This window comes from Kitasatospora sp. NPDC022856, assembly GCF_055561235.1.
Map to the genome: position 1 here is coordinate 246,762 of NZ_JBVHHE010000010.1, position 24,211 is coordinate 270,972.

At 74.8% G+C, this 24,211-nt stretch carries 21 protein-coding genes; 9 read left to right on the plus strand and 12 right to left on the minus strand.

Annotated features, from left to right (window positions below; genetic code table 11):
- Positions 1 to 91: 91 nt before the first annotated feature.
- The 3 genes from ACZ34W_RS15375 to ACZ34W_RS15385 form a co-directional block, all read right to left on the minus strand.
- The gene (locus tag ACZ34W_RS15375; RefSeq protein ID WP_465604227.1) at positions 92 to 1,462 is read right to left on the minus strand and encodes an MFS transporter; all 1,371 of its coding nucleotides are present in this window, start codon (positions 1,460 to 1,462) and stop codon (positions 92 to 94) included.
- Between the two features lie 281 nt (positions 1,463 to 1,743).
- Positions 1,744 to 2,706 (minus strand): ABC transporter substrate-binding protein, encoded by a 963-nt coding sequence (locus ACZ34W_RS15380; RefSeq protein ID WP_465604229.1) that lies wholly within the window; start codon positions 2,704 to 2,706, stop codon positions 1,744 to 1,746.
- A gap of 94 nt (positions 2,707 to 2,800) precedes the next feature.
- Positions 2,801 to 3,631 carry a MerR family transcriptional regulator gene (locus ACZ34W_RS15385; RefSeq protein ID WP_465604231.1) on the minus strand — a complete coding sequence of 277 codons (831 nt, stop codon included), beginning with the start codon at positions 3,629 to 3,631 and terminating at the stop codon, positions 2,801 to 2,803.
- Between the two features lie 193 nt (positions 3,632 to 3,824).
- Between ACZ34W_RS15385 and ACZ34W_RS15390 the strand changes: the two genes are divergently transcribed.
- From ACZ34W_RS15390 to ACZ34W_RS15400, 3 genes are read left to right on the plus strand one after another with little or no spacing between them, the layout of a single operon-like run.
- Positions 3,825 to 5,447, plus strand: coding sequence for a flavin-containing monooxygenase (locus tag ACZ34W_RS15390; RefSeq protein ID WP_465604233.1), 1,623 nt, complete (start codon positions 3,825 to 3,827; stop codon positions 5,445 to 5,447).
- Positions 5,444 to 6,391, plus strand: coding sequence for an alpha/beta fold hydrolase (locus ACZ34W_RS15395; protein ID WP_465604235.1), 948 nt, complete (start codon positions 5,444 to 5,446; stop codon positions 6,389 to 6,391). The genes ACZ34W_RS15390 and ACZ34W_RS15395 overlap by 4 nt, the downstream gene beginning before the upstream one ends.
- Complete coding sequence (locus ACZ34W_RS15400; protein WP_329490541.1) at positions 6,388 to 7,281, plus strand: SDR family oxidoreductase; 894 nt, start codon at positions 6,388 to 6,390, stop codon at positions 7,279 to 7,281. Before ACZ34W_RS15395 ends, ACZ34W_RS15400 begins: the two co-directional genes overlap by 4 nt.
- A gap of 53 nt (positions 7,282 to 7,334) precedes the next feature.
- Here the strand turns inward: ACZ34W_RS15400 and ACZ34W_RS15405 are convergent, their stop codons facing one another.
- From ACZ34W_RS15405 to ACZ34W_RS15420, 4 genes are all read right to left on the minus strand, one after another.
- Positions 7,335 to 8,438, minus strand: coding sequence for a serine hydrolase domain-containing protein (locus tag ACZ34W_RS15405; protein WP_465604238.1), 1,104 nt, complete (start codon positions 8,436 to 8,438; stop codon positions 7,335 to 7,337).
- A 5-nt stretch (positions 8,439 to 8,443) separates the two neighbouring features.
- A complete protein-coding gene (locus ACZ34W_RS15410) occupies positions 8,444 to 9,382 on the minus strand; it encodes a DUF6895 family protein (RefSeq protein WP_329490543.1) in 939 nt (312 codons plus the stop codon).
- Positions 9,379 to 10,191 (minus strand): hypothetical protein, encoded by an 813-nt coding sequence (locus ACZ34W_RS15415; protein WP_465604240.1) that lies wholly within the window; start codon positions 10,189 to 10,191, stop codon positions 9,379 to 9,381. Before ACZ34W_RS15415 ends, ACZ34W_RS15410 begins: the two co-directional genes overlap by 4 nt.
- Before the next feature lie 94 nt (positions 10,192 to 10,285).
- On the minus strand, positions 10,286 to 10,474 hold the full coding sequence (locus ACZ34W_RS15420; RefSeq protein ID WP_329490545.1) for a hypothetical protein: 189 nt from the start codon (positions 10,472 to 10,474) through the stop codon (positions 10,286 to 10,288).
- A 188-nt stretch (positions 10,475 to 10,662) separates the two neighbouring features.
- Here ACZ34W_RS15420 and ACZ34W_RS15425 point away from each other — a divergent pair, with 188 nt between their 5' ends.
- Positions 10,663 to 11,436, plus strand: a complete 774-nt coding sequence (locus tag ACZ34W_RS15425) for an SDR family NAD(P)-dependent oxidoreductase (RefSeq protein ID WP_329490546.1) — start codon at positions 10,663 to 10,665, stop codon at positions 11,434 to 11,436.
- 218 nt (positions 11,437 to 11,654) lie between these two features.
- Positions 11,655 to 13,472 carry an ABC transporter ATP-binding protein gene (locus ACZ34W_RS15430; RefSeq protein WP_329490547.1) on the plus strand — a complete coding sequence of 606 codons (1,818 nt, stop codon included), beginning with the start codon at positions 11,655 to 11,657 and terminating at the stop codon, positions 13,470 to 13,472.
- 41 nt (positions 13,473 to 13,513) lie between these two features.
- Here ACZ34W_RS15430 and ACZ34W_RS15435 read toward each other — a convergent pair whose 3' ends face one another.
- Positions 13,514 to 14,182: a lysophospholipid acyltransferase family protein gene (locus ACZ34W_RS15435; protein ID WP_359804277.1), complete on the minus strand. Its 669-nt coding sequence runs from the start codon at positions 14,180 to 14,182 to the stop codon at positions 13,514 to 13,516.
- 237 nt (positions 14,183 to 14,419) lie between these two features.
- On the opposite strand from ACZ34W_RS15435, the gene ACZ34W_RS15440 reads away from it, so the two are divergent.
- The gene (locus ACZ34W_RS15440) at positions 14,420 to 14,632 is read left to right on the plus strand and encodes an EF-hand domain-containing protein (protein WP_329490549.1); all 213 of its coding nucleotides are present in this window, start codon (positions 14,420 to 14,422) and stop codon (positions 14,630 to 14,632) included.
- A 151-nt stretch (positions 14,633 to 14,783) separates the two neighbouring features.
- On the opposite strand, the gene ACZ34W_RS15445 is transcribed toward ACZ34W_RS15440, so the two are convergent.
- The gene (locus ACZ34W_RS15445; protein WP_465604244.1) at positions 14,784 to 16,982 is read right to left on the minus strand and encodes a bifunctional glycosyltransferase/CDP-glycerol:glycerophosphate glycerophosphotransferase; all 2,199 of its coding nucleotides are present in this window, start codon (positions 16,980 to 16,982) and stop codon (positions 14,784 to 14,786) included.
- A 799-nt stretch (positions 16,983 to 17,781) separates the two neighbouring features.
- On the opposite strand from ACZ34W_RS15445, the gene ACZ34W_RS15450 reads away from it, so the two are divergent.
- Positions 17,782 to 18,048, plus strand: coding sequence for a hypothetical protein (locus ACZ34W_RS15450; RefSeq protein WP_329490551.1), 267 nt, complete (start codon positions 17,782 to 17,784; stop codon positions 18,046 to 18,048).
- Positions 18,049 to 18,194: 146 nt separating this feature from the next.
- Positions 18,195 to 18,632 (plus strand): YjbQ family protein, encoded by a 438-nt coding sequence (locus ACZ34W_RS15455; protein WP_329490552.1) that lies wholly within the window; start codon positions 18,195 to 18,197, stop codon positions 18,630 to 18,632.
- 99 nt (positions 18,633 to 18,731) lie between these two features.
- On the opposite strand, the gene ACZ34W_RS15460 is transcribed toward ACZ34W_RS15455, so the two are convergent.
- A complete protein-coding gene (locus ACZ34W_RS15460; RefSeq protein ID WP_465604246.1) occupies positions 18,732 to 19,418 on the minus strand; it encodes a DUF1990 family protein in 687 nt (228 codons plus the stop codon).
- A gap of 253 nt (positions 19,419 to 19,671) precedes the next feature.
- Between ACZ34W_RS15460 and ACZ34W_RS15465 the strand changes: the two genes are divergently transcribed.
- A complete protein-coding gene (locus ACZ34W_RS15465; RefSeq protein WP_465604250.1) occupies positions 19,672 to 19,893 on the plus strand; it encodes a hypothetical protein in 222 nt (73 codons plus the stop codon).
- 66 nt (positions 19,894 to 19,959) lie between these two features.
- Here ACZ34W_RS15465 and ACZ34W_RS15470 read toward each other — a convergent pair whose 3' ends face one another.
- Positions 19,960 to 23,010: an AAA family ATPase gene (locus ACZ34W_RS15470; protein WP_465604252.1), complete on the minus strand. Its 3,051-nt coding sequence runs from the start codon at positions 23,008 to 23,010 to the stop codon at positions 19,960 to 19,962.
- Positions 23,007 to 24,176 (minus strand): exonuclease SbcCD subunit D, encoded by a 1,170-nt coding sequence (locus ACZ34W_RS15475; RefSeq protein WP_329490556.1) that lies wholly within the window; start codon positions 24,174 to 24,176, stop codon positions 23,007 to 23,009. The genes ACZ34W_RS15470 and ACZ34W_RS15475 overlap by 4 nt, the downstream gene beginning before the upstream one ends.
- Between the last annotated feature and the right edge of the window lie 35 nt (positions 24,177 to 24,211).

Here is a 24,211-nt window from a genome sequence, read left to right on the forward strand (position 1 = left end):
CGGTACGTCGGTCCACCTACCACCGGTGCCCGCGCGACGGTACGGCGCGGACACCGGGGAGAGAGCCTAACCTGTGGCGGGGGACAGGGTATTACGCCCGGGAGGGCCGGATCGGCTCCTCGCTTCCTTCACGGCCGGCCCGCAACGGCCGCACATTCGGGGCGTTCTGTGCGGTCTTCACCCCACGGGCCGGGACCGGCTCGACCGCCGGGTCCAGGGTGTCCGCCTTCACGGGTACCGGTGCCGGCAGTGGTACCGGCAGCGCCGAACGGCGCGGGTAGCGGCGGTCGGTGGCCGTCGCGGCGGCGAGCAGCAGGGCGGCCGCCGCGGCGACGACGGTGATCCGGAAGGGCGCTTCGGGCGCGAGGTGGTCGGCCGCCCAGCCGCCGAGGAACGTCCCCGCCGACTGGGCCAGGATGATCGCGCTGACCAGCGCCGCCATCGCCTCGCCGAGCCGCGCCGTCGGCACGGTCCGCTCCACCAGGCCGAACATGGTGATCATCTGAGGTGCGACGGCCATGCCCAGGCACCCGACGGCTCCGGCCAGGGCGAGTACGCCGCCGCCGGAGAAGAGCAGCAGGACGGAGGCGGCGAACAGCAGGACCGTCCCGGCCCGCAACCGGGCCGCCAGCTCCCAACGGGCCGGCAGCGCGGCGGTGGCGATGCCCGCGAAGGCACTGGTGAATCCCATGAAGCCGTAGATCAACCCGGCCGCACCGGGCCGGCCCAGCGCGTCCGTGGTGGCGGTGACCCCGACCTGCACCGAGCCGAAGCAGGCGCCCAGCAGCGCCATCCCGGCGAGCAGCAGCACGTACGGAGGGCTCATCAGGGGCTCGGCGGAGCGCCGCCGGGCGTCCGGCCCGGTACCGGGCGGCGCGGTCGGGTGCAGCGCGAACAGGGTGGCGCCGACGCCGACCAGCGCCGCCGCGGTGAGCAGCCCGGCGGCGGGGGAGACCAGGGTGGCGAGCAGACCGACCAGGGCCGGCCCGGTGGTGAAGCTGACCTCGTCCACGATGCCGTCCAGCGAGAGCATCGAGGACGTCAACTCCGCGTCTCCGCGCGCCAGCCGGACCCAGCGGCTGCGTGACAGCGGCCCGACCAGCGGGACCGAGAGGCCGATCAGCGCGGCCGGCGCGATCTGCGCGGCGAGCGGCAGACCGCCCTCGGACGCGGCCACCAGGGCGAGCACCGCGACCGTGTTGACGAGCGCGGTGACCAGGCCGACGGTGCGCTGCCCGCGCCGGTCCGCGAGCCGGCCGACCAGCGGCCCGCCGACCGCCTGACCGAGGGCCAGCGCCCCGGCCACCACCGAGCCGCGCCAGACGCTGCCGGTGTTCCGGGTGACCAGCAGCAGGGTGCCGATCGGGCACATCGCGTTCGGCAGCCGGCCGAGCAGCGACCAGAGCAGCACCCCACCACCCGTCAGCTGCGCCGCCGAACGGAACCTCGTGACCACGGACATCGTGCTGCACCCCCACGCGGAGCCGGGGTGGGCGCCCGCCTCCCACCACCGGCCCGAGCCGGTACCGGCGGCCCGCGGGTGAGCTCCGACCGTACGACCTGGATGATCACCCGGGTAACCGTACGATCACCCAGCGCGGTCGAGTCGGAGCGTTCGGTCACCTTGGAGGACCGCCCAAGGGCGGCCGGAGGGTCGCCCGGAGCGGCGCGACCCGCCCGGTTCGGTGCGCCGGGTCCGAGGGCGGTCCGGGGGTGGCCGGACCGTGGTGCGGCCGGACCGGCTCAGCCGACCAGCGCGGCGCGGATCCGGTCCAGGATCCGCCCCGCGCCCGTGTAGCCGATGCCGAGCATCCAGAGGCCGTCGTCCACCTGGTAGACCCGCCCGGCGCGTACCGCGTCCAGGTTCTTCCAGAGCGAGCCGTCGACGATCCTCGCCCGGTCCGACTTGGCCGCGTCGCCGTACACCGAGTAGAAGATGACGTCGGCGGCCGCCTGGTCGACCTGCTCGGGGCTGATCTCGATCGAGAAGCCGGGCTTGTCCTGGTTGGCCGGGCGGCCCAGGCCGAGGTCCTTGAAGAGCGAGCCGACGAAGGTGTCGTTGAGGTAGAGCCGGGTGGGCGCGCCGGCCAGGAAGCGGGCCATCTCCACCCGGGTGGCCGCGACGCTCGCCGGGCCGCCGAGGGCGGTGACCAGCTCGGTCACCTTGGCCCGGTACGCCGCCTCGGCCGCCTCGGCCTCGGCCCGGCGGCCGAGCGCCTCGGCGTGCAGCCGGGCGTTCTCCTTCCAGGCGGGCCCGGTGGTCTCGGTCAGGACGGTCGGCGCGATCTTCGACAGTTCGTCGTACCGCTTGTCGTCGCGGACCTGGTTGCTCAGGATGAGGTCCGGTCTGAGCGCCGCGATGCTCTCCAGGCTGGGCTGGCCGATGGTGCCGACGGCCTTCGTCCCGGCCAGCCGGTCCGCCGGCAGGTAGCCGGAGAACGGCGCGCCCTCGGCGGTGGTGGTGGCGCCGACCGGGGTGAGGCCGAGGGTGACGACGGAGTCCAGGGCGTCGGTGTCCAGGACGACCACCCGGGCGGCGCGCTGCGGCACGGTGCTCTCGCCGCGCGCGTGCCGCACGACCCGGGTGGCGGCCGCCGTGGCCCCGGAGCCGCCGCCGGTCGAGCCGCCGCCGCCCGAGCCGCAGGCGGCGAGTGCGAGCCCGGAGGCGAGGGTGAGCACGGTGCGGCGGGTGAGCGCGGGGAGCATCGGGCGACTCCGATCCGGAAGGCGGCGCGGCGCCCGGATCCCTGCCCGCGGGAGGGTGCGGCTACGCCTGCGCGCGGGGCGTGCCGGGGTCGCCCTAACCGTCCGCGTCCCGCCGGTCGTCCGCTCCGCCGTCCCTCCGGTCGTCCGTACCGCCGTCCTCCCGCTGCTCCCGGCGCTGGCGCAGCAGCCCGTCGTACTCGGCGTGCACCCGCCGGTCCATGGCCAGGGCGAACTGGGCGTCCGTGACCGTCCGGGCCAGTGGCCGCACCCGGAGGATCTGCTCGGTGAGGCGGGCCGCCTCACCGGGGGGCAGCGGGGTATCGGCGGCGAGCGGGCCCAGGAGCTGGTCGCGGGCCAGCGCGGTGAAGATCTCGGCGATCGCGTCCACATGCTCCTGGGCGCGGCGGCTGGCCTCCAGCACGACCGCGAGCGGCACGCCTTCGGCGACCAGGGCCGTGGTGGCGTCCATCAGCCGCCGGCTGACGTGGGTGATCCCGTCCTCCTCGACCGAGATGTAGCCCTGGGCGACGGACTCGGCGGTGTTCTCCTCGGTGAGCTGGTCGCCGAAGGCGGTCTTCAGCTCGTCCCAGTCGAGGTGGACGGGCGTCTCGTCCGACCAGGGCGCGATGATCGCGGCCTCCAGGCCGATCAGCTCGGCGACGTCCCGGCCGCTCTCCCCGGCGCCGATCAGCTCGGCGATGCCGCCCAGGGTGTGGCCGCGCTCCAGCAGTTCGGCGATCACCCCCAGCCGGTGCAGATGGGCCTCGCCGTACCAGGCGATCCGGCCCTCCTTGCGCGGCGGCTGGAGCAGCTTGCGCTCGCGGTAGAAACGCAGCGTCCGGGTGGTGATGCCGGCCGCCTCGGCCAGCTCCTCCACCCGGTACTCGCGTCGTCCGTCGCCCGCACCCGCTCTGACCTTGTCCACGGCGCTCAGCATAGGACCGGCGATCGCCGAAGTGACGTGGCCGGGCTTCTTCCCCCCGTCGGCGACAGGGGCTACTCTGCCAATCGTGCCAGTGATTGCTGGCATGGTTATCGCGACGGCACGATGGCAGGACGCACGACGGCACGTCGCGGCAGTGCGCACCTCACGGCCCCCACCCTCAGGAGGACGCCGCATGGCATCCAGCACGAAGCGCCCCCGCCCCGACGCGTCCGACCGGGCCCCGCTCGACGCCTCGTCCGGCCCGGCCGACACCGCCCCGGCCCCGGAAGCCACCCCGGCCGCACCCGACGCCCCGCACGTCCGGGTGGCCGTCATCGGCTCCGGCTTCGGCGGCATCGGCGCCGGCGTCCGGCTGCGCCGCGCCGGGATCACCGACTTCGTCATCCTGGAGCGCGCCGACTCGGTCGGCGGCACCTGGCGGGACAACAGCTACCCCGGTTGCGCCTGCGACGTCCCCTCCCACCTGTACTCCTTCTCCTTCGCACCCAACCCCGACTGGCCGCGCAGCTTCTCCGGCCAGCCCGACATCCGCGCCTACCTGGAGAAGGTCACCGACGTCTTCGGCATCCGCCCGCACCTGCGGTTCAACGCCGAGGTCACCGAGGCCCGCTGGGAGGCCGACCGGACCCGCTGGCGGATCACCACCACGGCCGGCCAGTGGACGGCCGACGCCGTGGTCTCCGCCGCCGGGCCGCTCGCCGACCCGCAGATCCCCGACCTGCCGGGCCTGGACTCCTTCACCGGCAAGGTGTTCCACTCCTCCCGCTGGGACCACGACTTCGACCTCGCCGGCAAGCGGGTCGCGATGGTCGGCACCGGCGCCTCCGCCGCCCAGATCATTCCCAACATCCAGCCCGAGGTGGGCCGGCTGACGGTCTTCCAGCGCACCCCGGCCTGGGTCCTGCCGCGCCGCGACCGCGCGATCACCGACGCCGAGAAGTGGCTGCACACCCGGCTGCCCCTCACCGCCAAGCTCCGCCGGGGCACCCTCTTCGCGCTCCGCGAGCTCCAGGTGGACGCGTTCGTCCGCCGGCCCGGCCTGCTGAAGCTCGTCCAGCAGCTCGCCGAGCGGCACATCGCCCAGAGCGTCACCGATCCGGCGCTGCGCGCCAAGCTCACGCCGGACTACCGGATCGGCTGCAAGCGCATCCTGCTCAGCAACACCTACTACCCGGCGCTGGCCGCCGCCAACACCGAGGTGGTCGCCGCCGGCCTGCGCGAGGTGCGCGGCTCGACCCTGGTCGCCTCCGACGGCAGCGAGCACGAGGTGGACGCGATCGTCTTCGGCACCGGCTTCCACGTCACCGACATGCCCATCGGCGCCCGGGTGTTCGGGGCCAACGGCACCAGCCTGGCGGAGGAGTGGAAGGACGGCATGGAGGCGCTGCGCGGCTCCACCGTGCACGGCTTCCCGAACCTGTTCTTCGTGATCGGCCCCAACACCGGCCTCGGCAACAGTTCGATGATCCTGATGATCGAGTCCCAGCTCAACTACCTGGTCGACGCCCTCACCACGCTCGGCTCGGTCGGCGCCACCGCGATGCAGCCGACCGCCCGCGCCCAGCGGCACTGGAACCTCGAACTCCAGCACCGGATGGACCGGACCGTCTGGACCACCGGCGGCTGCCGCAGCTGGTACCTGGACAGCAGCGGCAAGAACACCGTGCTCTGGCCCGGCTCCACCACCTCCTTCCGCCGGGCCACCCGCAAGGTCGACCTCGCCGAGTACGAGCTGATCATGCGGACCGTGCCGGCCGACCGGAGCGCCGGGACGCCCGAGGAGGCGCTGGCATGAGCCCCGCGATCCCCGCCGACTGCGTCCCGCCCGCCCCCGCCGAGGAGTTGGTGGTCCGCTCGGCCGACGGGAGCCGGCTGCACGCCGAGATCCACGGGCAGCCCGGCGCCCCGACCGTGGTGCTCGCCCACGGCTGGACCTGCTCGACCGTCTTCTGGGCGCCGGTGATCCACCGGCTCGCCGACCGCTACCGGGTGGTGGCCTACGACCAGCGCGGCCACGGCCGCAGCGAGGTCCCGCCCAGCCGGCTCCGCTACTCCACCCGGGCGCTCGCCGAGGACCTCTCCGCCGTGCTCGCCCGGACCGTCCCGGCGGGGGAGCGGGCCGTCCTGGTCGGCCACAGCATGGGCGGTATGACCGTGATGGCCGCCGCCGGCCGCCCCGAGGTCGCCGAGCGGACCGCCGCCGCGGTGCTGGTCTCCACCGGCCCGGCCGACCTGGTGACCGAGCTGCTCGTACTGCCGGAGGCGGTGCGCCCGGCACGGCTGCGGCGCTTCCTGCACCGGCAGGGCCTGCGCTCCCGGCTGCCGCTCGGTCCGGTCGGCCCGGTCAGCCGTGCGGCGCTCAAGTACGTCACCATGGGGGCGGGTTCGCCCGCCGACCGGGTCGAGGCGACGGCCCGGGTGGTGCACGCCTGTCCGACCGCCGTCCGGGCCCGCTGGGCCGGCGTCCTGGACTCGCTCGACGTCCGCGCCGGGCTGGCCCGGCTCACCGTGCCGACCGCCGTCGTGGTCGGCACCGACGACCGGCTGACCCCGCCGGCGCACGCGCACCGCATCGTCGCCGCGCTGCCCGACCCGCAGGGGCTGCTCCTGCTGCCCGGGGCCGGCCACATGGTGCCGATCGAGCGGCCCGCCGAGGTCGCCGCCGAGATCGAGCGGCTCGCGACCGCCCACCTGCCCGCCGTCCACCGTCCTTCCCCCCAGAGGAGTCTGACCGCATGAGTGCCACGTTGCCGCTGTCCGCACAGGTCGTCGTCGTCACGGGTGCCGCGCGCGGGGTCGGCGCCGCCCTGGCCCGCAAGCTCACCCTGCAGGGCGCCAAGGTGGCGCTGCTCGGGCTGGAACCGGCCGAGCTCAAGGAGGTCGCCGCACTCTGCGGCCCGGGCGCCACCGCCTGGGAGGCCGACGTCACCGACATCGACGCGCTCACCGAGACCGCCCGCCGGATCAAGGAGCACTACGGTCGGATCGACGTGGTGGTCGCCAACGCGGGCATCGCCATCGGCGGCCCGCTGCTGGACAGCGACCACCGGGCGTTCAGCCGGGTGATCGAGGTGAACCTGCTCGGCAGCGTGGCCACCGCGCGGGCCTTCCTGCCGGCCCTCGCCGAGAGCCGCGGCTACCTGCTCCAGATCGCCTCGCTCGCCGCGCTCACGCCCGCCCCGCTGATGAGCGCGTACTGCGCCAGCAAGTCCGGCGTCGAGGCCTTCGCCCACTCGATCCGCGCCGAGGTCGCCCATCAGGGCGTCAAGGTCGGTGTCGGCTACCTGAGTTGGACCGACACCGACATGGTCCGCGGCGCCGACCAGGACGCCGTCCTCAAGCAGATGCGCGACCGCCTGCCCTGGCCGGCCAACAAGACGTACCCGCTCGGCCCGGCCGTGGACCGCCTGGTCGCCGGCATCGCCCGCCGCTCCGCCCACGTCTACGCCCAGCCCTGGCTGCGCGGCATGCAGCCGGTCCGCTGGATCCTGCCCTCGCTGATCGCCGCCGTCGGCTCCCGCGACATCGCCCGGCTCGCCCCGCAGCTGGCCGCCACCGCGGCCTCCCGCCTTCGCCCGGTCGGCGCCGGCGGCGCCGCGGACAGCGCCGCGCACCCCGAGAAGCCCTGACCGCCGGGCCCGGCCAGCCCCGTCCCGCCGGGCCGGCCGGGCCGGGGCGCCGCTCAGTTCGCCGGCTTCGCGAGCTGTTTCAGAGTGTCGTACGCCGACTGCACGAAGCGCCCGTCGAGCGCCGGACCGGTGTTGGTGAGGGCGGCGACCGCCGTCGCGGTCTGCGGGCAGAAGCCGACGACGACGGTGAACCCGCGGGTGGCGCCGGAGTGGAAGTAGAGATCGCGGCCGTCCGGCGTCCTGCGCAGGTTCCAGACCAGGCCGATCCGGTCGCCCGATCGGGACAGCCGAAGCCGTGGGCGCTGGACGTCGCGCAGCGCGTGCCCCAACTCGCCTTCGTCCGGCGACAGGTGGGCGCGGAGGAAGCGCAGCACATCGGCGCCGCCGGCCCGGACGGCGCCGGCGCCCGGCAGCCCGGGGATGAGCCACGGCGGGATGGGGCGACCGCGCCGGTGACCGGTGGCGCGGTGCGGGGCGTCGGGGGAGCAGGTGGCGGTGCGCAGGCCGAGGGGGCGGCAGAGGCGGTCGGCGAGCAGCTCGGCGTAGCCGGTGCCGCCCGCCTCGGCGAGCAGCCGGCCGAGCAGGCCGACCCCGTAGTTGGAGTACCCGTAGCGCGTACCGGGCGCGTGGCGCACGCTGGTTCGGGCCACGCCGGCGCGCAGCCGTCGGTCGTCGAAGCCCGCGTACGGATTGCGGGCCCAGCTGGGGAGGGCGGTCGCGAGCAGTCCGGGTGGGAGCTTGGGCAGGCCCGAGGTGTGGGTGGCCAGGTGGAGCAGCCGGATCGGACCGCCGTGCCGGACGTCCGGGGGGCACCAGTCCGCTGGGAGGTGCCGCTGCAGCGGGTCGTCCAGGGCGACTTCGCCCCGTGCGGTCATGACGGCGAGCAGCAGGGCGGTGAACGTCTTGGTGACGGAGCCGAGTTCGTAGACGGTCTCGGGCGTGCAGGGCTCCCCGTCGAGGTCGGTCCGGCCGTGGCAGTGGACGGCGGTCCGGTCCCCGCGGGCCACGGCCAGCGTCACGGCGGTGGCGTACGGCGCGGCGGCCCGGACGAGGGCGGGGACCTGGTCCGCACCCGGGCCGCTGAAGCCGTGCAGGCCGCCCGCCCCCGCCCGGCGGGCGGCGGAGGGCGGGCCGGTCGTCGTGTCCGGGTCGGTCATCGCGTTCAGGCCGCGACCGCGGCGCCGCCGAGTGCCCGCGACAGGGTGACGGTGCCGGCCACCACGGCGACGACGGCGGTGTGCTCGTGGTCGCGGAAGGCCTGCTCGGGGTCGTCCGAGACCGGCTCGGCGCTCTCGCGCGGGATCAGCCCGTCCTCGCGCTGGATCGCGGCCAGCGCCTCCCAGCCCTGCGTGCCGGTGACGGGCTCCCCGATGCACGAGTCGACCACCAGGAGTTCGCCGACGAGGTCCCACTGGCCGACCTCCAGCCAGGTGTCGACCCAGACCGGCAGCCAGTTGCGGACGTAGTCGCGCATCGGTTCGGGCATGCCCTCGGGCCGGGCACCCCAGTCGGTGAGGTGGAAGACGGCGTGGGTGATGTGGTAGCCGGTCAGCCAGTCGATGGCCCAGGGTTCCGGTGTCGCGCCGAGCCAGGTCCGGGAGGTGAGGGCGTCCCAGTCGTCGGGCTGATTGCGCAGTCCGATCACCCGGCGCGCGTTGGCGAGGGCGAGCCGCCGGTTGGGCATCATCTCGATGGCCTGGATCCCGCGGACCTTCGTCAGGGACTCCAGGAGCTCCTCCAGCGGGGCGTGCCGGTAGCCGGACCGGGCGAAGTGGACGTACGTCTCCAGCGGGTCGGTCATCACGGGGTAGCGCAGCAGCCGCTCGTACAGGAGGTTCCCCTCCCGCAGTTGGGACCAGCCGAAGTCCAGGAGTTCGCGGGCGATGCGGGCGTCGTGGGGGCCGGTGACGCCGTCCCGCAGGACGAGTGACGCGGCGAGGGCGGACTCGGCGAGCGGCTTGTAGGCGTTGTTCGGATCGGCCAGGTCGATGGTGACGTCGTCGGGGAGCCGGCCGAAGCCGCGCTCGTGGCAGTCGTGCAGCCAGGCCATCGCACGCGATCCCAACTGCTGTGCGGAGGACAGGAGCTGGTTATCGGTCATGAAGCCGCTCCGCTCAGCAGGTGTTCGGCCACAGCGAGTTCGAGGGCGGTGCGCGCACTGCCGTCACCCACGGCCCGGATCCGGTCCAGCATGGGTTCGACCTCCAGGGGCAGCGGCCGTCCGTCGGCGGCGAGCCAGGCGAGCCATCTGGTCAGCCGGGCGGCGACCCGGTAGTCGCAGCGCAGCAGCGAACGGACGGCGCCGCGGGCCAGGGCGAGACCGTGCTCGCGGGCCGCGTCGTGCACGGGGCCGTCGAGGCCGGGGAGGGCGAGGGCGGACAGCTGGGCCATCCGGACCGACCAGGCCTGCCAGGCGTGGGGCTCCGGCCGCGGGGCGTGACCGGGGTGGGGCACGCCGCGGTCGTGCGCCGTGTCGCCGACCGGTTCGGGGAACAGGAGGTCGGCGGCGGGTCCGGGCGCCCGGGCGAGCAGCACGGTGGTGGCCCAGTCCCGCCACGCGGCGACGAGGACGGCACCGGCCGCCCGGTCGTCGTCGGCGGACCGGGCGGGGACGGGGGACCCCGGTTCGGTGGGCGCCGGAAAGCCGGCGAGGGGGAAGGCCCGGTGGGCTTCGGCCAGCAGCAGGACGGCCTGTTCGTCGGCCCCGGCCACGCCCAGCACCTGCGGTGCGAGCACGTCCGGCCCGAGCACCCGGGCGGCGGCGAGGACCGGACGCGGCGCGGGGCCGGTGTCGGGCGCGGCGGGCGCGACCGCGCCCTCGGCGCCACGGAGGGCGTCGAGGGTGCGGCCTGCCAGCCGCTCCACCGCTGCGGCGTATTCGTCGCGGAGCGAGAGATCGGCGGTTGGCATGGTGCGTACTTCTCCTTGAAGAGGGCTTCGCGGTGTCACGGGCCCGCTGTGCGCCCGCGGACTCCGCGCGGTGCCGGGTGCCGTCGGTCCCGAATTACCGGGTCTTCTCCTTCGGCGGCTTCGGCGACAGCAGCAGCGCTCCTGCCAGGAGCAGCAGGGCGGCGGCTTCGGGGCGGTACGTGGGCGCGTCGCTGACGGTCGCCTCGTCCTCCGTGATCAACATGCCTAGTGCGTCGAGCTCGGCCTGGGTGGCGAGCGTCGTCCGCGTGGTCTGAGTAAGCATCTGAGTGCCTCCTCATCGAAGTTCCATCGCCTGGTCCGGCGATGCCCCCTTCATCGACGATAGGAGCACGAACCATCCGGCGCCACCGCAGTACGCTCCGTGACCACCGTCACCGAGAGGTACCTCACCGGCGCGCAGCGAGAGCGCCCGGGGTGTCGCGGATACCCGCGAGTAGATACGGTCGCTGCATGACCACTGCCTTGATCACCGGCGCGACCGCCGGCATCGGAGCCGCGTTCGCCCGCCGGCTCGCCCGGAGCGGCTACCGGCTCGTCCTGGTGGCCCGGGACACCGAGCGGCTGGAGCGCGCGGCCGCCGACCTGCGGGCGAAGTTCGGCATCGACACCGAGGTGCTCACCGCGGACCTGGCCACCGAGGCCGGTATCGCGGCCGTCGAGACCCGGCTGGCCGACCCGGCCCACCCGGTGGACCTGCTCGTGAACAACGCCGGTTTCGGCAACAAGGGCGCCTTCCTGACCGTCCCGCTCCAGGACGAGCTGGACATGCTGAAGGTGCACGTCGAGGCGATCCTGCGGCTCACCACGGCGGCGCTGCCCGGCATGCGCGAGCGCGGCCGCGGCGCGATCGTCAACGTCGCCTCGGTGGCGGCGTTCCTGCCGCGCGGCACGTACGGGGCCAGCAAGGCGTGGGTGGTGAGCTTCACCCAGGGCGTGATGCGGGACCTCGGCGGCACCGGCGTGCGGCTGATGGCGCTCTGCCCGGGCTTCACCCACACCGAGTTCCACGAGCGGGCCGGCATGGGCACCGGCAACATCCCCTCCTGGGGCTGGCTGTCCGCCGAGCGGGTGGTCGCCGAGGCCATGCGGGACCTGGCGCGCGGCCGCTCGCTGTCCGTGCCGAGCAAGCGCTACAAGCTCGCGGTCGCGATCGCCCGGGTGCTGCCGTCGGGCAAGCTCGGCGGGGTCTCCTCGAAGGCGGCGCGGACGTACCGTACCGACTGACGTACCGGTTCGGCGGGCGGGCTCGGGCGGCGCCGGTCCCTCAGGGGCGGCCATGGAATAGGAGCAGTCTCACTATTAGCTTAGCTAACTATGAGCTATCCTCGCTATGCCGGTGGCCGCCCGACCGCCGTGTCCCCCACGCCCGCCACGCCCGCCGCAGCCCTCTGCGGCGCCGTGCCCGCCGCGCGCCCGCGCGTCCGACCCCAGGAGGCCCGCCCTTGAGGCCCGACGGCATCAGCTGGACCCCGCCCGCCCAGGCCGAGGGAGAGCCCCGCCCGCCGGCCCAGTGGCGCCGCATCCTCGCGCTGTTCCGCCCGTACTCCGGCCGGCTCACCGTGGTCGGTGTGCTGGTGGCGGCCTCCGCGGTCGTCTCGGTGGTCACGCCGTTCCTGCTGAAGGCCGTGCTGGACACCGCCATCCCGCAGGGCCGGACCGGCCTGCTCAGCCTGCTCGCGCTCGGCATGATCGCCGCCGCCGTGGTCAACAGCATCTTCAACGTGCTCCAGACGCTGATCTCCACCACCGTCGGCCAGCGCGTGATGCACGACCTGCGCACCGCCGTCTACGGCCACCTCCAGCGGATGTCGCTGGCGTTCTTCACCCGCACCCGCACCGGCGAGGTGCAGTCCAGGATCGCCAACGACATCGGCGGCATGCAGTCCACCGTGACCTCCACCGCCACCTCGCTGGTCTCCAACTTCACCAGCGTGATCGCCTCGGTGGTCGCGATGGTCGCGCTGGACTGGCGGCTCACCGTCGTCTCGCTGCTGCTCCTGCCGGTCTTCGTCTGGATCAGCCGCCGGGTCGGCAACGAGCGCAAGAAGATCACCGGTGAGCGGCAGAAGCAGCTCGCCGCGATGAGCTCGGCCGTGCAGGAGTCCCTCTCGGTCAGCGGCATCCTGCTCGGCCGCACCATGGGCCGCTCCGACTCGCTCGCCGCGGACTTCACCGGGCAGTCCGACCGGCTGGCCGAGCTGGAGGTGCGCTCCAGCATGGCCGGGCGCTGGCGGATGAACACCATCCAGATCGTGATGGCCGCGATGCCCGCGGTGATCTACTGGGCGGCCGGACTGGCCTCGGCCGGCGGTTCGCCGATCGTCTCGGTCGGCACCCTGGTCGCCTTCGTCTCGCTCCAGCAGGGCCTGTTCCGCCCGACCATCAGCCTGCTCTCCACCGGTGTCCAGGTGCAGACCTCGCTGGCGCTGTTCCAGCGGATCTTCGAGTACCTCGACCTCCCGGTGGAGATCGCCGAGCCCGAGCGGCCGACCGTCCTGGAGAAGATCCGCGGCGAGGTGCGCTTCGAGGGCGTCGAGTTCCGCTACGACCCCGAGCAGGAGCGGCCCACGCTCGCCGGGGTGGAGCTCAAGGTCCCGGCCGGCAGCTCGCTCGCCGTGGTCGGCGAGACCGGCTCCGGCAAGACCACGCTCAGCTACCTCGTCCCCCGCCTCTACGACGTCACCGGCGGCCGGGTGACGATCGACGGGGTGGACGTCCGCGAGCTCTCCTTCGACTCGCTGTCACGGGCGGTCGGCGTGGTCTCCCAGGAGACGTACCTCTTCCACGCCTCGGTCGCCGACAACCTGCGCTTCGCCAAGCCGGACGCCACCGACGAGGAACTCGTCGCCGCCGCCCGGGCCGCGCAGATCCACGACACCATCGCCGGACTCCCGGACGGCTACGCGACCCTGGTCGGGGAGCGCGGCTACCGCTTCTCGGGAGGGGAGAAGCAGCGTCTCGCGCTGGCCCGGACCGTTCTGCGCAACCCGCCCGTGCTGATCCTGGACGAGGCCACCAGCGCGCTGGACAACCGCACCGAGCAGGCCGTCCAGCAGGCCATCGACACCCTAGCGGCCGACCGCACCACCATCACCATCGCCCACCGGCTCTCCACCGTCCGGGCCGCCGACCGGATCGTCGTGCTGGACCGGGGCGAGGTCGTCGAACAGGGCACCCACGACGAACTGGTCGAGGCCGACGGCCGGTACGCGGCCCTGCTGCGCCGTGAGGCGCCGGTCCCGGTGCTCGAAAAGCGGTAGCCGCCGGGGCGGCCGGTCCGCGGCCCGGGCTCGGGTGACGGTCAGGCGGCCTTGGGGATCTCGTTGTAGGTCTCCGCGATCTCCTGGCCGGAGAGCTGCTGGATCGCCCGCATCACCTCGTCGGTGACCTGCCGGCGGGCCTTGAGCGACCGGGCCTGCCCGTGCAGTTCGTCGAAGTGCAGCGGCTCGCCGAAGCGGACCGTCACCTTGCGCAGGCGCGGGACGCGCTTGCCGATCGGCAGGATCTGGTCGGGCCCTTCCAGCGCCACCGGCACCACCGGGACGCCGGCGGTGAGGGCCAGCCAGGCCACGCCGGTCTTGCCGCGGTAGAGGCGACCGTCGAGCGAGCGGGTGCCCTCGGGGTAGATGCCGAAGGCCTTGCCGTCCTCCAGGATCTCCAGGGCCGACTCCAGCGAGGCCTGCGCGGAGCGGTAGGTGCCGCGCTCGACGGGCACCGCGCCGATCGCCTCGAAGAAGCCCTTGGAGAGCGCGCCCTTCATCCCGGTACCGGTGAAGTACTCGGCCTTGGCCAGGAAGTGCACCCGGCGCGGCGCGGTCAGCGGGATCACCACGCTGTCGATGAAGGAGAGGTGATTGCTGGCCAGGATCACGCCACCCTTGCGCGGCACGTTCTCCAGGCCCTCGATGGTCGGCCGCCAGATCCCCCGCGCGAGCGGTTTCAGCACCAGCTTGGTGACGAGATCGAGCATGGTCCCTCCCAGGACGAGCACGCCCGAGACGAGCCCGGGCCTGAACAGACGACGATCGGCGTTCGTTCCCCGGCCGGGCCGGGATCAGACCCGCAGACTACGACACCCACCCCCGAGCCCGTCCACTCCCGGCAACCGTGGCGCTCACCACGGCCGGGTAGGGTACGGCCGTCGGAAACGCACATCAGCAGTCATGCGGATCATCGCAGGCATGCAGTTCCTCAGGAGGGGCCACCCATGGCAGACGTCGACACCATCCGCGCGGCGTTCGACAAGTACGACGTGAACGGCAACGGCCGGATCACCGCCGTCGAGTACGCGAAGGTCGCCCGCGAGCTCGGCGACCTGACCACGTCGATCTCGATGGCCGAGGCCATCATCAAGCAGATGGACACCAACCACGACGGCGAGCTGACCTTCGACGAGTTCCTCGCCGCGCGTCAGGGCTGAGCCGGCTTCGGGCCGAAGCCGGTACCGGACCGAAGCCCGTTCAGGGCCGAGTCCGTACCGGGCCGAGCCCGCATCGGGCGGGGCTCCGGGATTCCCGGGGTCCCGCCCGCCGCGTTCCCGGGCCGGTCGGTGCGGCCCGGCCGGCGCCTGCTCAGGCCCGGGTCGGGAACACCCGGCGGACCACCCGCTCGCTCGCCCCGCCGTCGTCCCACGGGCAGAACCGTTCGCGGAACTTCGCCCGCGCCGCCGGCTCCGGGTCGCCGGCCAGCAGCGCCGAGGCCAGCCCGTCGGCATCCACCGTCACCGCGCCCGGCGGCTCCGCGAAGAGGTCGAAGTAGACGCCGCGCACCCGCCGGTACTCCTCCCAGTCCGGCGCGAAGACCACGATCGGCCGGTCCAGCACGGCGTAGTCGAACATCATCGAGGAGTAGTCGGTGACCAGGACGTCCGCCGCCAGGTAGAGGTCCTCCACGGTCGGGTGCGCCGAGACGTCCACGATCGCGGCCGCGTCCTCACCCGCCGCCAAGTCGCCCGGGCCCCCGGTGTGGAAGTAGTGCGTGCGCACCAGCAGCGTGAAGCCGGGGCCCAGCCGCCGGGCCAGCTCGCGGACGTCCAGCAGCGGGACGTACCCGCCCCGACCCTCGCGGTGCGTCGGCGCGTACAGCACCGCCGTGGTGTCCGGTGCCAGCCCGAACCGTTCGCGCATCGCCGCGACTTCGGCCGGCGTGCTGACGGCCAGCCGGTCGTTGCGCGGGTAGCCGGTGTCCAGCATCTCGTAGCGGCCGGGGAAGGCCCGGGCGAAGTGCTCGCTGGTGTGCGGGTTGGAGGAGACCAGGAAGTCCCAGCGGTCGACGGCCTCCAGCAGCCGGTCGAAGTCCATCCCGTCGGCGGCCACCGGGTGGTCCCGGAGGTCCATCCCCATCGCCTTCAGCGGCGTGCCGTGCTGCGTCTGGACGTGCACCGTCCCCGGCCGCTTCACCATCGTGCGCGGGAAGTTGACGTTGTTCACGAAGTACTTGGCGGTCGCCATCGCCTTCAGGTAGGCCGGTGTGTTGACGATCACGTAGGGCACCCCGGCCGGCAGCGTGGCCGCCTGCTTCCGGTTCTCCACCACCCACACGCCCCGTACGTCCGGGGCGAGTTCCCTGGCCTTCTCGTAGATCGCCGCCGGGCTGCACGCGTAACCCCGGTGCCAGTACGCCGCGTAGACCGCCAGGTGCTCGTCCAGCGGGAGCCGGCGGAACGCGTTGTACGCGGTGAAGCGGGCGCCGCTGCGCACCCCCTTCTTCACCGCCGGGGCGACGGCCCGCGCCCCCCGCTTGAGTTCGCGCGGCAGCCGGCCGGTGCGGCGCAGTTCCGCGTAGGCGACCCGGGCACCGCGCGCCGCCAGGCGGTACTGCACGCCGCGCAGGCCGCCGGGGAACTGGTAGCCGGCCGGGCGGTGGCGGGCGAAGTGCTCGGCGATCCGCCGGAAGAAGTCCTTGCGCAGCCCGGCCGGGACCAGCCCGGGGGTGTCGTGGACGGTCAGCGCCTGCTGGACGGTCCGCTCGAAGACGAGGGTGCGCAGGGTGTCCGGCACCGGGCGGCCGGGCCGGTCCGGGCGGTCCAGGAACGCGAAGATCGCGTCGTACTGGGCGAAGGCGTCGGCGTGCTTGGGGGAGGCGGTGCTGGTGATCGCGCCGGGGCGGCCGCGCCGGTAGAAGTAGCAGACCCGGTCGAGGTAGCGCAGCCGTCCGGCGGCCAGCAGGGCCGGGTAGGTGACCGAGATGTCCTCGTAGAAGCCGCGCCCGAAGGAGACGTCGAGGCCGAGCAGGAAGTCGCGGCGGAAGACCTTGTTCCACACCGACATCACGGTCCGGAACAGCGCGGGGTGGTCGGCGAGGGTGCAGCCGTCGGCCAGCGGCGAGCCGACCAGGACGTGGCGCCAGGGGTTCGGCTCGGTCCCGCCGTCGGGGTAGACGTGGGTGAAGTCGGTGAGCAGGACGTCGGCCGGGGTCTCGCGGGCGCGTTCCTGCGCGAGCTCGTCGAGGAGCGCGGAGACGGTGCCGTCCGGCAGCCAGTCGTCGCTGTCGACGAACCAGGCGTACTCGCCGCGCACCTCGGGGAGGGCGGCGGTCCGGGCGCCGCCGAGACCCTGGTTCTCGGTGAGGTGCAGCACGCGCAACCGCGGGTCGCGGGCGGCGTACTCGTCCAGGATCGCGCCGCAGCGATCGGGGGAGAGGTCGTCGACCGCAATCACCTCGAAGCGCGACTCCCCGAGGGGAGTGGCTTCCAGGATCGAGTCGAGGCAGCGGGGCAGGTAGCGCTCGACTCCGTGGACCGGGAGCACGATGCTGAGGAGGACTGGCACGCTGGCCGAGTCTACCGAGCGCCGCCGGGGAGCGGATTCGCGCGGGGTCGGGGCACGGGGTGGGGGTGCGGTGCGCGGTGCCGGGCGGGGGCGCGGTGCGGGGGTGTGAGATGCGTCGCGGGAGCGTGGGGGCGGGCTTCGGTCCGGTGCCTCGCTACCGGGCCGTACCGGTGGCCGTCCGCGGGCCCGGAACCGCCGGTGCCGGGCCCCGTACGGGGCGGCACCGGCAGCCTGGTGGCGGCCCGGCCGACCCTCACGGCCGGCCGCCCGTCCCAGCGCCTCCCGGGCCTGGCCACCGCAGCGTCGAGGTGGCCGGGCAGTGGCTCGGGGGAGCCGGAATTCTTCATCAGTCGAACGCACGATTGAGCGGTGCTTGAGCGGGATCCGTGTTCGCGCGGTCGATGAAGATATTGCTTGGAGGTTTCCCCCACGTCAATCCCTCGATTGTGTTCACTTTCTGAACTGTCTCCTCCGGGTGGTCGGTGGCGCTCCGGTGGCGTGCGGGGCGACCGCCGGTCGCGTCCGGGCCCCGCCGGTCGTGATCGACGGTGATCCCGCACGCCCGGCGCGTGCCTCCCCGGCAAGCGCCGGGCGCGTACCCCCGAGGCACCCGTGACGCGCGGCCGGTCGTGCACCATCATTGATGCTCAGTCGTAACCGCTCCGGGCGGCCCCTGGTGCGGCGTCAGTTGACGCCGCACGATACGGTGGCAGCACACCAGGACGGTTGCGCGAAGGCCGTCTGTCACGGATAGTCTTCGCCTCACGGCCCTGGCGCCTCGTAGGGGTGGGAAAAACTGATGGAACACATGCAAGTGCGGTCCCGGCCCCGCGTGCCGGCGATCCAGTGCGGCGTCGGCGCGACCGGCCGTCGGATCGAGCGTCACCTGGCAGTGCTCGGCGCGCCCGCACTCCCGGCGGTGGACACCGCCGAGGCACTCGGGTTGATAAGGGAACTGACGCCGCGCGGCTCCAGTGCCCCGACCGAGCCGCGTCGCCATGCGCGGGTGTCGCTGCTGGCGCCGCTGCGCCGGCTGCGGCGGAGCCTGTTCGGCGGTCGCGGCTAGGGCCTCAAGCCCTCGCGCCCACCGGCATCCGACCCGGCGGACCTCAGGGACCGTCGGGTCTTCGGCGTACCCGGGGTCCTTCGGCCGACCTCGGGCTCCTTGGGTCCAAGCCCTTGGGCCCCCGGCGGTACGTGAGGATGGCGTTCATGGCGGACAACATCCACTCCACGCCCTTCCACACCACCACCTTCGAGATCACCACGGGCAGCCACGAGGTCGCCCTCGACATCACCGACCGCTGCGCCGAGTTCCTGAACGACCGGGCAGCCGGCCGTGACGGCCTGCTCAACGTCTTCGTGCCGCACGCCACGGCCGGAATCGCCGTGCTGGAGACCGGCTCGGGCAGCGACGACGACCTCCTCACGACGCTGCGCGAACTGCTTCCCGCCGACGACCGCTGGCGTCACCGGCACGGCAGCCCGGGTCACGGCCGCGACCACGTCGTCCCGGGCCTGGTCGCCCCGCACGCCACCCTGCCCGTGATCGGCGGCCAACTGGCGCTCGGCGTCTGGCAGTCCGTCGTCCTGATCGACACCAACCGAGACAACCCGCGCCGGACGGTCCGGCTCTCCTTCCTGGGCTGACCGGCCCGCACCCCGGCCCGGCCGCCCCGCCGGGGGCCTGTGGCGTGGCCTCCGGTGGGGTGGCCGGCTGCGGTCGTGGTCGGCGGGTCGGCGGGTCGGCTATCGGGTGGCTGCGCGGCCGTCGGTCCGGCCGGGGGCGGGAAGGATCGGTGCGGCCGTCGGCCCGGCCGTCCTGCCGGGGGCCGGTGGCGTGGCTTCCGGTGGGGTGGCCGCCCCGGTGGGAGAGGCCGCCGTGGCGACGGCGGCGAGGTAGCGCTCGATGGCCAGGTACTGGCAGAGCACCGCCACCGGGCGGCCGAGCCGCGCGTACCACGAGGCGAGCCGGGCGAACGCGGTCACCTCGAACCAGACCTCGCCCGCAGCGTCCATGGTCACCAGGAACGCCTCCTCGCCGCACTCCGGGTGCCCGGGGAGGGTGCCGTAGGCGAAGCCGATCCGGTCCGGCTCGTCCACCGTCCACACCACCCGGCAGGGGATCACCAGCCGGGGCCGCCGCAGCCCGGGCAGGCTCAGCCGCAGCAGGACGGTCGCGCCCTCCTCGGCCGGCGCGTACGGATGGACGGCGAAGCCGCTGCCCAGCTGGCTGCCCCAGCCGAGCACGTACCGCCCGGCCCGCTCCAGGACGTCGGGACCCTGCCCGAGGTGGATCCGCCGCCGGAGCTGGGCGTAGCCCTCGGGGAGCCGGGCCTCGCGGGTGGCGCCCACCTCCGGGTAGGTCGGGGCGGCAGCGCGAGCGGCGAGCAACCGCCGGTGGAGCGAGGCGGGGGAGGCGGAGGAGGCGGGCATGCCCCTCACGGTAACCGGGCCCGGCCGTCGGGACGGGGGTGGGGGTGGGCGGACCGGTCGCCCGTCCTGGCACTCGCGGCGCCTCGGGTCCGTCCGGCCGGGCCCGGGCGTCGCGGGTACTGGTTCGGTAGCTCCGCCCGGCCGGCCGGCCGGTGCCTCGGCCTCGCCGGCGGGGCCGTCCGCCCAGCGCTCCGGGCCCGTCCGGCCGGGGCCGGCCTTGCCGAGGGGTGGGGGCGCGGAGTATCAAGGCGGCATGAGCGAAGCGGTGAAGAACGAAACGGACCCGGTCTGCGCACTCGCCCCCGGTGGCACCGGGCCGGAGGCCGCCCTGACGCACGACCCGGAGCTGACCGGGCCGCGCGCGGACTGCGTGCTGTGCGGGGAGCCGACCGAACTGCCCGCCGACCACCCCGGTGTCACGCTCTGCCCGGTCTGCACCTGGCAGCAGGCGCAGCGGATCGCCTGCTCCGGCTGACGGAGCGCACCCGACCGGGCCCGGCGCGGCCGTGGCGCCCGGGCCCCGCGGTCCCCGGGCCTCCCCTCAGGCGTCCTCCCGCCCGGCGAGGGCGAGGGTGGAGCCCCGGCGGCCCTTGCGGACCATCAGCTGCGCCGGGATCCGGCTCCTCAGATCGGCGACGTGACTGACGATGCCGACCGCGCGGTCCCGCTCGCGCAGGCCGTCGAGGACGTCCATCACCTCTTCCAGTGCCTGCTCGTCCAGCGTGCCGAAACCCTCGTCGATGAAGAGCGTGTCCAGCGGCATGCCACCGGCCTCGTCGGTGACCACGTCGGCGAGACCGAGCGCCAGGGCGAGCGAGGCGAAGAAGCTCTCGCCGCCGGAGAGCGTCGAGGTGTCCCGCTCGGTGCCGGTCCAGGCGTCCACCACCCGCAGCGCGAGACCCGAGCGCTTGTTGCCGGTGCCCCGGCCGTCGCTGTGGACCAGGGTGTACCGGCCGCCCGACATCCGTACCAGGCGGGCGCTCGCCGCCGCCGCCACCTGCTCCAGCCGGGCCGCCAGGACGTACGACTCCAGCCGCATCCGCAGCCGGTTCTCGGTGGAGGTGCCGGCGGCGACGGAGGCCAGCCGGTTGATCCGGGCGTACCGGTCCAGCGCCGGGGCCAGTGACGCGGCCAGCTCCGCCAGCTGCCGACCGATCCCGGCCAGCGCCGTGCAGCGCGCCTGCGCCGCCTCGTGGCCGGCGTGCGCCCGGCGGAGCCGGTCGGTGGCCGCCAGGAGGTCGGCCTGGGTGCCGGGCAGATCGGCCGGCGGGCGGCCGGCGGCCTCGGCCAGCTCGGGCCGGGCCAGCTCCCGCTCCGCCGCGGCCAGTGCCGAGCGGTGCCGGGTCAGCCGGGCCTCCAGCCGCTCGCGTTCCTCCCGGGGCAGCAGGACGGCCGTCGCCTCCTCCGGGCTCGGGAACCCGGCCGCGACGGCTGCCCCGGCCAGCTCGTCCTCGGCCTTCTTCCGTTGCAGCGCCGCGTCCGTGCAGGCCCGGGCCGCTCCGGCGAGTGCCGCCACGCTCCCGGCGAGGCCGGCCAGCGCCGAGGCCCGGGCGGACACCGACGCCGCGTCGCCCCGGGCCGCGGTCACCCGGCGGGTCAGCTCCTCCTGCTCGCTGCCGAGGGTCTGGATCCGGGCGGTCAGCGCGGCGGTGCGCTCACCGGCGTCGCGCAGTGCGGCGAGCTGGCGGGCCTGGTCCTGGGCCAGGCGTTCCAGCTCCCGGGTGACCGGGTCGAGGCCCTCCGCGGCCCGCAGCGCCTCGCGGTGCTCGCGCTCCAGCGCGCCCAGCGCCTCGGCCAGGGCCGCGACGCTCTCCGGCCCCGCCGCCCCGGCGGCGGTCGCCTCGCTCACCCGCAGGCCCGCCAGCTCCCGCTCGGCGGTGTCGGCCGCCTGCTCGGCCCGCGCCTGGGCGGTCCGGGCGGCGTCCTCCTCCTCCGCGCCGACCTGGCCGCTCGCCGGGAGGGCCGGCTCCGGGTGCTCGGGCGATCCGCAGACCCGGCAGGCCTCGCCCGACCGCAGCTGCGCCGCCAGCTCGGCGGCCATGCCGGTCAGTCGGCGCTCGCGGACGTTCTGGCTGTGCTCGCGGGCGTCGAGCGCCTCGGTGCGCAGGGTGAGCGCCCGGGGCTCGGCCACGGCGATCGATGCCCGCAGCTCGTCCCGGCGGCGGGCGGCGGCCAGCCGCCCGGCCAGCTCGGCCTGCCGGACGTCCAGCTGCTCGACCCGGGCACCCGCGGCCCGGGCGGCGGACTGCTCCTCCTGGAGCGTGGAGAGCCGGCCGTCGAAGTCGGCCAGCCAGTCGGCGGCCTCTTCGGCCAGCTCCTCGGCGCGCCGCCGGTCGGCCTCCAGCGACGCCTGCTCGCGGCGGAACTCCGCACAGCGCCGCTCCTCGGCCCGGGCCGTCTCCAGCCGGACCACCTCGGCCCGCAGCCGGTGCTCGGCCGCCGCCAGCTCCTCGGCCTCCGCGCGGGCCAGCGCCGGGCCCTCGCCGTCCGGGGCGCCGGCCAGCGCGGCGCGCTGGCGGCGCTCCTCCTCGTGGGCCGCCCGGTGGGCGGCCTCGGCGGCCTCGCGCAGGTGCAGCAGCGACTCCACCCCGACGGCCGCCCGGGCGGCCGTCAGCCTGGCGGAGTCACGCTCCATCGCCGGTGCGCCCTCGGCGAGGCGGGCCGCCTCCAAGGCGGCCTCGCGGTGGCGGCGCTGCCGACCGGCCAGCTCCTCCGCGTTCCCCCGGTCCGCCTGGGCCCGGCGATGGCCGGCCTCGGCGCCGGCCAGCGCGGCCTCGGCGACGGCGAGCTGCTCGGCGGCGCCGCCGCGCAGGATCGCGGCCCAGCCGAGCACCCCGGCGGTGAGGTCCGCGGCGGCGTGCGCCGACTCCTCCTCGGCGGGCACCCAGCCGGCGGCGGGCTCGGCCTGCGGACCGGCCGCCTGCTCGGCCTTGCTGGCCAAGTCCCGCAGGCGCCGGCGGCCGGACTGGACGGCGGCCTCCTGGGAGCGCCGCTGCTCGGCCAGCCAGGCCTCGACGTGCTGGAACCGCTCGGTGTCGAACAGTCGCCTGAGCAGCTTGCCGCGCTCCTCGGAGTCGCCGCGCAGGAAGCGGGCGAAGTCCCCCTGCGGGAGCAGCACCACCTGGCAGAACTGCTCCCGGCTCATCCCGATCAGCCGGTGGATCTCCTCCCCGGCCTCCTGGTGCGACTTGCTGACCGCCCGCCAGCCCGGCGTGCCGTCGCCGCTGTCGGCGGCCCACTCGCGCAGCAGCGTCTGGGCGCGTTCGACGGTCGTCCCCCGGCCGACCTTCTTGGGGCGCAGTTGCTCGGGCAGCCGGGTGATCTCCAACCGCCGCCCGCCGAGCGTCAGCTCCAGCCGGACCTGGGTGAGCCGCAGCGGTTCGGCGTGGTCGCTGCGCAGCCGGCTGGCCCGCCTGGCGCCGGGCACCTCGCCGTAGAGGGCGAAGCAGACGGCGTCCAGCACACTGCTCTTGCCCGCGCCGGTGGCCCCGCGCAGCAGGAAGAGACCGCCGGAGGCGAGCGCGTCGAAGTCCACCGTCTCGGTGCCGGCGAACGGTCCGAAGGCGGTGACGGTGAGGCTGTGGAGTCTCATCGGGGCAGCTCCGCCTTGCGGTCGTCGCTCTCCCGGACGGTCTCGAAGCCCTCGCGCAGCCAGCCGAGCTCGTCCGCGTCCGGCTCGGCGCCGGGGCGCACGTGCCGCAGGAAGCCCTCGGCGATCTCCAGGTCCGCCCGGCCGCTGACCCGGGCCGCGTACGAGGGGGAGGCGGTGGCCTCGCTCTCCTCGGGATCGAAGAGCAGCTGCAGGGTGTGCGGGAAGCGCCGGCGCAGCTGCTCCATCGGCTCGGCCGGGCGGCCGGGGTCGGTCAGGGTGGCCTGGACCCAGGACCGCTCGTGCTCGGCGTGCTCCGGGGCGGTCAGCAGCTGGTCGAGGCGGCCGCGCAGGCGGGCCAGCGGTCGCGGCCGCGGGCAGTCGATCCGCTCGGCGGCGACCGAGCCGTCCGCCGCGAGGTCGACCAGCCACATGGTCTTGCGGTGGGTGGCCTCGGAGAAGGAGTAGGCGAGCGGCGAGCCGCTGTAGCGCAGGTGCGGGGCGAGCGTCTGGCAGCCGTGCAGGTGGCCCAGCGCGGCGTAGTCCACCCCGTCGAAGACGGACGCGGGGACGGAGGCGACTCCGCCGACCGCGATGTCCCGCTCGCTGTCGCTGGGTGCGCCGCCGGTGACGAAGGCGTGTGCCAGCACCACCGACCTGGTGCCCGCGGGGCGGCTCGCGAGGTCGGCCCGGACGGCGTCCATCGCCGCGCCGAGCACCGCCGCGTGGCCGCCGCGCGCCAGCCCGAAGCGCTCCCGGACCAGCGTCGGCTCCAGGTAGGGCAGCCCGTAGACGGCGACCGGCCCGTGCTCGTCGGCCAGCAGGACCGGCACCGCGCACTCGCCCGGATCGGTCCGCAGGTGGACGCCGGCCCGGCCGATCAGGCCCGCGCCCACCCCGAGCCGGCGGGCCGAGTCGTGGTTGCCGCTGATGAACACCGTCGGCACGCCCAGGTCGGCCAGCCGGTGCAGCACGTCGTCGAACAGGGCGACCGCCTCCAGACCGGGCAGCGCGCGGTCGTACACGTCGCCGGCGACGAGCACGGCGTCGACGCGCTCGGCCCGGACCACCGCCACGAGGTGGTCCAGGAAGGCGCGCTGGGCGTCGTGCAGGCTCTCCCGGTGGAAGGAGCGCCCGAGATGCCAGTCGGAGGTATGCAGCAGTCTCACTACAGCGCTCCTACCTGCATGTTTGCCACTTCACT